The sequence below is a fragment of the Ramlibacter sp. genome (genome assembly GCF_028292805.1).
GTDB lineage: Bacteria > Pseudomonadota > Gammaproteobacteria > Burkholderiales > Burkholderiaceae_C > Ramlibacter.
Map to the genome: position 1 here is coordinate 1 of NZ_JAQGLS010000193.1, position 5,564 is coordinate 5,564.

Annotated in this window: 7 protein-coding genes and 1 pseudogene; 4 read left to right on the plus strand and 4 right to left on the minus strand. The window is 67.7% G+C overall.

Annotation, left to right across the window (positions count from 1 at the left end; genetic code table 11):
* Window positions 1-201, plus strand: a 201-nt coding sequence (locus JWP65_RS11855) for a hypothetical protein (RefSeq protein ID WP_299763931.1), incomplete at its 5' end; no start/stop codon positions are given.
* 134 nt (window positions 202-335) lie between these two features.
* On the opposite strand, the gene JWP65_RS11860 is transcribed toward JWP65_RS11855, so the two are convergent.
* Window positions 336-734 carry a hypothetical protein gene (locus JWP65_RS11860; RefSeq protein WP_299763933.1) on the minus strand — a complete coding sequence of 133 codons (399 nt, stop codon included), beginning with the start codon at window positions 732-734 and terminating at the stop codon, window positions 336-338.
* 238 nt (window positions 735-972) lie between these two features.
* Between JWP65_RS11860 and JWP65_RS11865 the strand changes: the two genes are divergently transcribed.
* Together JWP65_RS11865 and JWP65_RS11870 are read left to right on the plus strand one after the other, a co-directional pair.
* Window positions 973-1,482, plus strand: a complete 510-nt coding sequence (locus JWP65_RS11865) for a helix-turn-helix domain-containing protein (protein ID WP_367280500.1) — start codon at window positions 973-975, stop codon at window positions 1,480-1,482.
* Between the two features lie 84 nt (window positions 1,483-1,566).
* Window positions 1,567-1,875 carry a hypothetical protein gene (locus JWP65_RS11870; RefSeq protein ID WP_299763935.1) on the plus strand — a complete coding sequence of 103 codons (309 nt, stop codon included), beginning with the start codon at window positions 1,567-1,569 and terminating at the stop codon, window positions 1,873-1,875.
* Here JWP65_RS11870 and JWP65_RS11875 read toward each other — a convergent pair.
* Genes JWP65_RS11875 through JWP65_RS11885 form a run of 3 tightly spaced genes read right to left on the minus strand, consistent with a single transcriptional unit; the run spans window position 1,865 to window position 4,600 of the window.
* The gene (locus tag JWP65_RS11875) at window positions 1,865-2,758 is read right to left on the minus strand and encodes a LysR family transcriptional regulator (RefSeq protein WP_299763937.1); all 894 of its coding nucleotides are present in this window, start codon (window positions 2,756-2,758) and stop codon (window positions 1,865-1,867) included. The genes JWP65_RS11870 and JWP65_RS11875 overlap by 11 nt on opposite strands.
* Before the next feature lie 40 nt (window positions 2,759-2,798).
* Complete coding sequence (locus JWP65_RS11880; protein WP_299763940.1) at window positions 2,799-3,413, minus strand: c-type cytochrome; 615 nt, start codon at window positions 3,411-3,413, stop codon at window positions 2,799-2,801.
* Window positions 3,410-4,600: a PQQ-dependent sugar dehydrogenase gene (locus JWP65_RS11885; protein ID WP_299763942.1), complete on the minus strand. Its 1,191-nt coding sequence runs from the start codon at window positions 4,598-4,600 to the stop codon at window positions 3,410-3,412. The genes JWP65_RS11880 and JWP65_RS11885 overlap by 4 nt, the downstream gene beginning before the upstream one ends.
* 177 nt (window positions 4,601-4,777) lie before the next feature.
* Between JWP65_RS11885 and JWP65_RS11890 the strand changes: the two are divergent.
* Window positions 4,778-5,564, plus strand: a pseudogene (locus tag JWP65_RS11890) (indolepyruvate ferredoxin oxidoreductase); the annotation flags it as partial.

Consider the following 5,564-nt stretch of genomic DNA (forward strand, 5'->3'; position numbering starts at 1 on the left):
GTCGAGCCGCAGCTGCTGCCGGCTGCCCGCATCACCGCGTGCGTGAGACGCCGCGGGGCGCGCCTCCGGCCTGGGCCGCCTGGCTGCCCGCGGGAACGACACCCGCTCGGTGGGCTGTGGCTGGTGCTAGCTGTTGGCGTGGTGGTGCTGGGCGGCGTGGCGTTGGCCCTGCTGCGACAGGTGAACGCCCCGCGCGATTGACGGCGTTCCAGCCTCGGCGGACTGCGCGGAACAACGTGCAGCGCGGTCCCTCATGTGAAGAAGCCCGGCTTTGCCGGGCTTCTTCACACTGGTCACCCGGCCCGAAATCGCGGCAGCGATTTCAGGCCGATGATTCACCCGATGACGACGACGCGCGCATTCGGAAAGCGCGCAAACGGGTCGTAGCCGCGCAGCCCTTCGCGCAGCGTCGGTTCGTGGTTCTGGGCAATCCGGATGCGCTCGCGCGGATCGCACTTGGACATCGTGTCGACCAGCTGCCCGTCAAAACGCAGCATGACGGGCGCCGCGTACGGATAGCGTGCATGCGGCTCGTCCAGGATCGACCAGGAGATCACGATGCTGCCATTGGGCGTCTGCGCCGCCAGCGAATGCGGCGGAAACAGGTGCCGGTACGCTTGCCAGAACGCCGCGCGCACGTTGTCCAGCGAGGTGATGCCCACCGGCGCGTGCGGATAGCTGACGGACGGCACGCTTTCCGGCGGCTCGAACTTGCCGGCCCCCCGAAGCGGCATCCACGGGGAGGTCTTTCCAGGCCGTTCCGGCACCGTCACGGCTGAATTCCATTGCATCACAACACCTCCAGGGGGAGTCAAATGTTAGAAGTGCGACCGCCGCCTGGATGTAGGATGCCGCCCACATGCGTGTCAGCGGCCGGCTAGGGATTGCTGCGACCTTCCAGCAGGCATTCGATCGCAGCCTTCGCGCCGCGGCGCGGCCCCGCAGCCGACTATCATTGCGGGCAGAGAGCACGTGGCCACAGGCCGGCGTCAGCGCCTACGCCGACAAGCACAAAATCATTCGTACATGCCCAATATCGCAGTTGTCTTCAAGGAAGAGATCGCCCGGATCGCGCGTAAGGAAGTTCGCGCCGAGACCGAAGACTTCCGCAAAACCTTCGCCCAGTACCGCACCCACCTGGCGGCGTTGCGGCGCCGCATCGATGAACTCGAACGCCAGCTCAAGCGGGTCGGCAAGGCCAGCAGCGCCGCGTCTGGCGGCGCCGCCGATGCCGCCGAGGCAGACGACGGCCAAGGCAGTGCCCGGCGCTTCAGCGCCGCCCGGCTGGCGGCTCAGCGCAGCAAGCTGGGCCTGTCGGCGGCGGATTTCGCCGCCCTGCTCGGCGTGTCCGGCCAGTCGGTCTACAAGTGGGAACACGGCGAAGCACGGCCGCGCGCGCGCCAACTCGAAGCCATTGCCGCCCTGCGCGGTATCGGCAAGCGCGAGGCGGCCGAGCGGCTCGCCCAGCTCTCCAGCCGCTGAGCCACTGACGCGGCGGCGCCGTCCTAAGCGCAGACAGGCAGCCTGCCGACAAGGCTGTGATGGCGGCCGCGTCATCCCGGCGGAATGGACACCAAGCCCACGCTGGAACTGGCCAGGACCGAACTGAAATTCCTGCAGCGCCTGCTGCTCGACCTGCAGCGCCGGCTGGGGCAGCCCGACCTGTCCGCCAGCGACGAGGAACACGTCGCGGCGCTGGAACTGGCGCTGGCCGTGCTGCGCTGGGACGGCGCGATACCGCTGGAGCTCGACGCCCAGGTCGGACTGGGCGCCGTCGTGCAGTCCAGGCTGGGCCCGGACGCCATGTGCGCCTACCGGCACTGGCGCGCCGAGCGGCGCAAGTCGCTGGCGCAACCGGCCTGGCTCAGGTCCTGAACAACTTCTCGATCAAGTCCCGCAGCCAGCGGTTGCCCGGGTCGGCCTCGAATCGTTTGCTCCAGTGCAGCGCCACCGCAAAGTCGCGCTGGGGAAAGTCCGGCTCGACGATCGCGTAGCCGCCCTCGAAGCCGGTGGCGATGTTGTGCGGCATCACGGCCGCCAGGTCGGTGGCGCGGACGATAGCCGGCAGCACCAGGAAATGCTCGGTCACCAGCCGCAGCCGGCTTTCCAGCTTGAGCTCCTGCAGGATCCGCAGCGTGTCCGAGTGCGAGCGCACGCCCACGAACTCCAGTTCGCGCAGCCCCTCCAGCAGCGCCTGGCCGGTGCGGCGCTGGCGCGTGAACGGATGGTCCGCGCGCAGCAGCACCACGTAGCGGTCGTGCAGCAGCTCCACGCACTCGGCGTCCCTGACCATCGGCAGGAAGCCGAAGGCGAAATCGATCCGGCCTGCATCGAGAGCCTCGTTGAGCTGCTCGCGCGGTACCGGCCGGGTTTCGAGCCGCACGCCGGGCGCGCGCTCGCGCAGCGCGACCATCAGCTCCGGCAAGAAGCGGCTCTCGCCGATATCGCTCATGTGGATGTGGAAGCTGCGTGTCGACAGCGCCGGATCGAAGCCGGCCGTCTCGCCCAGGGCCTGTTCCAGCGTCGCCAGGGCCAGCCGGACCGGGTCAGCCAGCCGTTGCGCCTTGGGCGTGGGCTGGACGCCGCCGCCGCTGCGCATGAACAGCGGATCGTGGATCAGCGTGCGCAAGCGCGTCAGGCCCTGGCTGGCGGCCGGCTGCGTGAGGCCCAGCAGTTGCGCGGCGCGGCTGACACTGCGGGTGCTGTAGACGGCATCGAACAGCCGCAGCAGGTTCAGGTCGATGTCGTTGATATGCATTGGCTGGATGAAGGTCCAGCCCATTATCCGGTCGCGGTCGCTACTTTCCGTCCGCGCTCCCCGGCGAGCGCGCCGCGAAGTACGCCAGGATGTCCAGGTCTTCCACCGGGATCTGGCTCACGGCCGCGGTCATCGCCTGCGTGTACCCCGGGCGGGTGCCGGCGCGGAAGCCGCGCAAGCTGTCCCGCAGGTACTCCTCGTGCTGGCCGGCGATGCGCGGCACCTGCTGCCCACCGGCCAGGCCCGCGCCATGGCAGAACAGGCACTTGTGCTGCTCGGCCAGCGCCCGCCCCTTCATCATGCGGACCGGGTCGGGCGGCGTGGCCGCAGGCGGAGCAGGCACGGGCGGCAGCGTCCCTATGAAGTCGGAGAAGCCGCGCAGGTCATCGTCGGTCAAGGTCTTCGCCACCGCGGTCATGGCCTCGTTGCTGCGCCGGCCCTCGCGGAACAGGAACAGCTGCGTGATCGCATACAGCGAGGGTTGGCCGGCCAGCACCGGGGTGAGCGACTGGTCGGTCCGCCCGTTGGCGCCGTGGCAGGCGGCGCACAGATCAGCGAAGCGCTGCGCGTACGACGCCTTGGGCTGGCTGCCCGCATGCGGCGAGGCCACCAGCAATGCCAGCGCCGCCAGGCCGGACATCAGGCCTGCTTTCATCGGCCGTAGCTGATGCGGTAGATGGCGCCCGCGTGGTCGTCACTGACGAGCATGGATCCGTCCTTGAGCACCAGGAAGTCCACCGGACGGCCGAGATAGCCGTTGTTCTCGACGAAACCCGTCATGAAGGGCTCGATGCGCGCACCGCCCTTGCCGTCAGGCCAGGCCACCGAGACGTCGGCGTACTTGGTGGTGCGGTTCCACGGCCCGTGGCGCGCGATGAACATCGCGCCCTGGTACTTCCTGGGGAACATCGTGCCGCGATAGAACGTCATGCCCAGCGAACCCGCATGCGGCCCGAGCAACGCGGCCGGCTTGACGTAGTCGCTGCACGACTTGCCCCAGCCGAATTCCGGATCCGGCACGTTGCCCTGGTGGCAGTAGGGATAGCCGAAGTGCTGCTGGCCCGGCTTGCTCACGTGGTTGAGTTCGTCGTTCGGCAGTTCCTCGCTGAACCAGTCGCGGCCGTTGTCGGTGAACCAGAGGTCGCCGGTCTTCGGGTCGAAGTCGAAGCCCACGGTGTTGCGCACACCCGAGGCGATCGTCTCCATGCCGCTGCCGTCCAGGTTCATCCGGTAGATCTTCGCGTACTCGCCCGGATCGCAGATATTGCACGGCGCGCCGATGGCGAAGTACAGCTTGTTGTCGCGGATGCGCAGGTACTTCCAGCTGTGGTCGGTGCCGCCGGGCAGCTTGTCGTACAGCACCGTGGGCTCGCCCAGGTTGTCCAGCCGGTCTTCGGCGTTGTCGTAGCGCAGGATCTTCGTGTTGGTCGCGACGTACAGGCTGCCGTTGTGGAACTCGATGCCCGTGGCCAACGGCATCTTGTCGATGATGACCTTGGCCTGGCGGTTGCCTTGCTCGGCAATCGCGTAGACCTTGTTGGCGACGAACAGCGAACTGACGAAGATGTTGCCCTTGGCGCCCTGGCGCATGCCGCGCGCGTCCAGCACGCCCGAAGCCCAGGTCTGCACCTTGAAGCCGGGCGGCAACTTGAACTTGGCGGTCGGCAGCTGGTCGGCTGCGGTGGGGATGGGGAACGCCGGCACCGGCGCCATCTGCATCGCGGCGTCGGATTTCGGGCGTCCCTTGGCCCAGCCGGGCTCCTCCGCCGGCGGCGTCTGCGCGAGCGCCGCAGCGCCGACGCACACCGTGGCAAGTACAACAAGCGAGCGAAACTGCTTCATGACTTGTCTCCTCAAGGGTTGCGGGCTGATCATTCTGAGCCAAGGCCGAAGGCGCGGCAACCACGGTCGGAGACGACAGCGCGTCATGCGCTCATTGCATACCGCTTAGTCAGGTCATTGTATTGATTGATGAGGCGTCAGCGGCGACACTCGCGGGTTCACCGGGAGACCAGCGCCTTGGAAGTTTCATTCAGCAAAGAGATCGAGTCACTGCGCCTTGGCGACGGCGACACCTTTCATGGCGAAGGCATCCTCGCCATCACCAAGGCCTTGCTGCAGTCCGGCGTGGCCTACATCGGCGGCTACCAGGGCGCACCGGTGTCGCACCTGCTGGACGTGATGGTCCAGGCCAAGGACTACATGGACGAACTCGGCGTGCACGTGGAGGCCTGCTCCAACGAAGCCTCGGCCGCCGCCATGCTCGGCGCCTCCATCCACTACCCGCTGCGCGGCGCCGTCACCTGGAAGTCGATCGTCGGCACCAACGTGGCCGCCGACGCGCTGTCCAACCTGTCCTCGCCCGGGGTCATGGGCGGCGCATTGATCGTGGTCGGCGAGGACTATGGCGAAGGCGCATCCGTGATCCAGGAGCGCACGCATGCCTAGGCTCTCAAGTCCAGCATGTGCCTGCTCGATCCGCGACCGGACCTCGGAATGATGGTGCGCATGGTGGAAGAAGGCTTCCGCCTGTCCGAGACCTCGAACATGCCCTGCCTGCTGGAGTTGCGCATCCGCGCCTGCCACGTGCGCGGCAGCTTCCAGGCCAAGGACAACGTGCCGCCGGCCGTGTCGACGCGCCAGCTGATGGAGAACCCTTCCGCCTTCGACTACATGAAGCTGGCGCATCCGCCGGTGACCTTCCGCCACGAGAAGCTCAAGGGCGAGCAGCGCATCCCGGCCGCGCGCAAGTACATCGTGGAGCAAGGGCTCAACGAGCTGTTCCCCGGCCGCCACGAAGACCTCG

Excerpts from the sequence above, each read along its gene's own strand:
- JWP65_RS11860 (WP_299763933.1), bottom strand. The coding sequence starts at position 734 with ATGCCGCTTCGGGGGGCCGGCAAGTTCGAGCCGCCGGAAAGCGTGCCG.
- JWP65_RS11870 (WP_299763935.1), top strand. The coding sequence starts at position 1,567 with ATGGACACCAAGCCCACGCTGGAACTGGCCAGGACCGAACTGAAATTC.
- JWP65_RS11875 (WP_299763937.1), bottom strand. The coding sequence starts at position 2,758 with ATGCATATCAACGACATCGACCTGAACCTGCTGCGGCTGTTCGATGCC.
- JWP65_RS11880 (WP_299763940.1), bottom strand. The coding sequence starts at position 3,413 with ATGAAAGCAGGCCTGATGTCCGGCCTGGCGGCGCTGGCATTGCTGGTG.
- JWP65_RS11885 (WP_299763942.1), bottom strand. The coding sequence starts at position 4,600 with ATGAAGCAGTTTCGCTCGCTTGTTGTACTTGCCACGGTGTGCGTCGGC.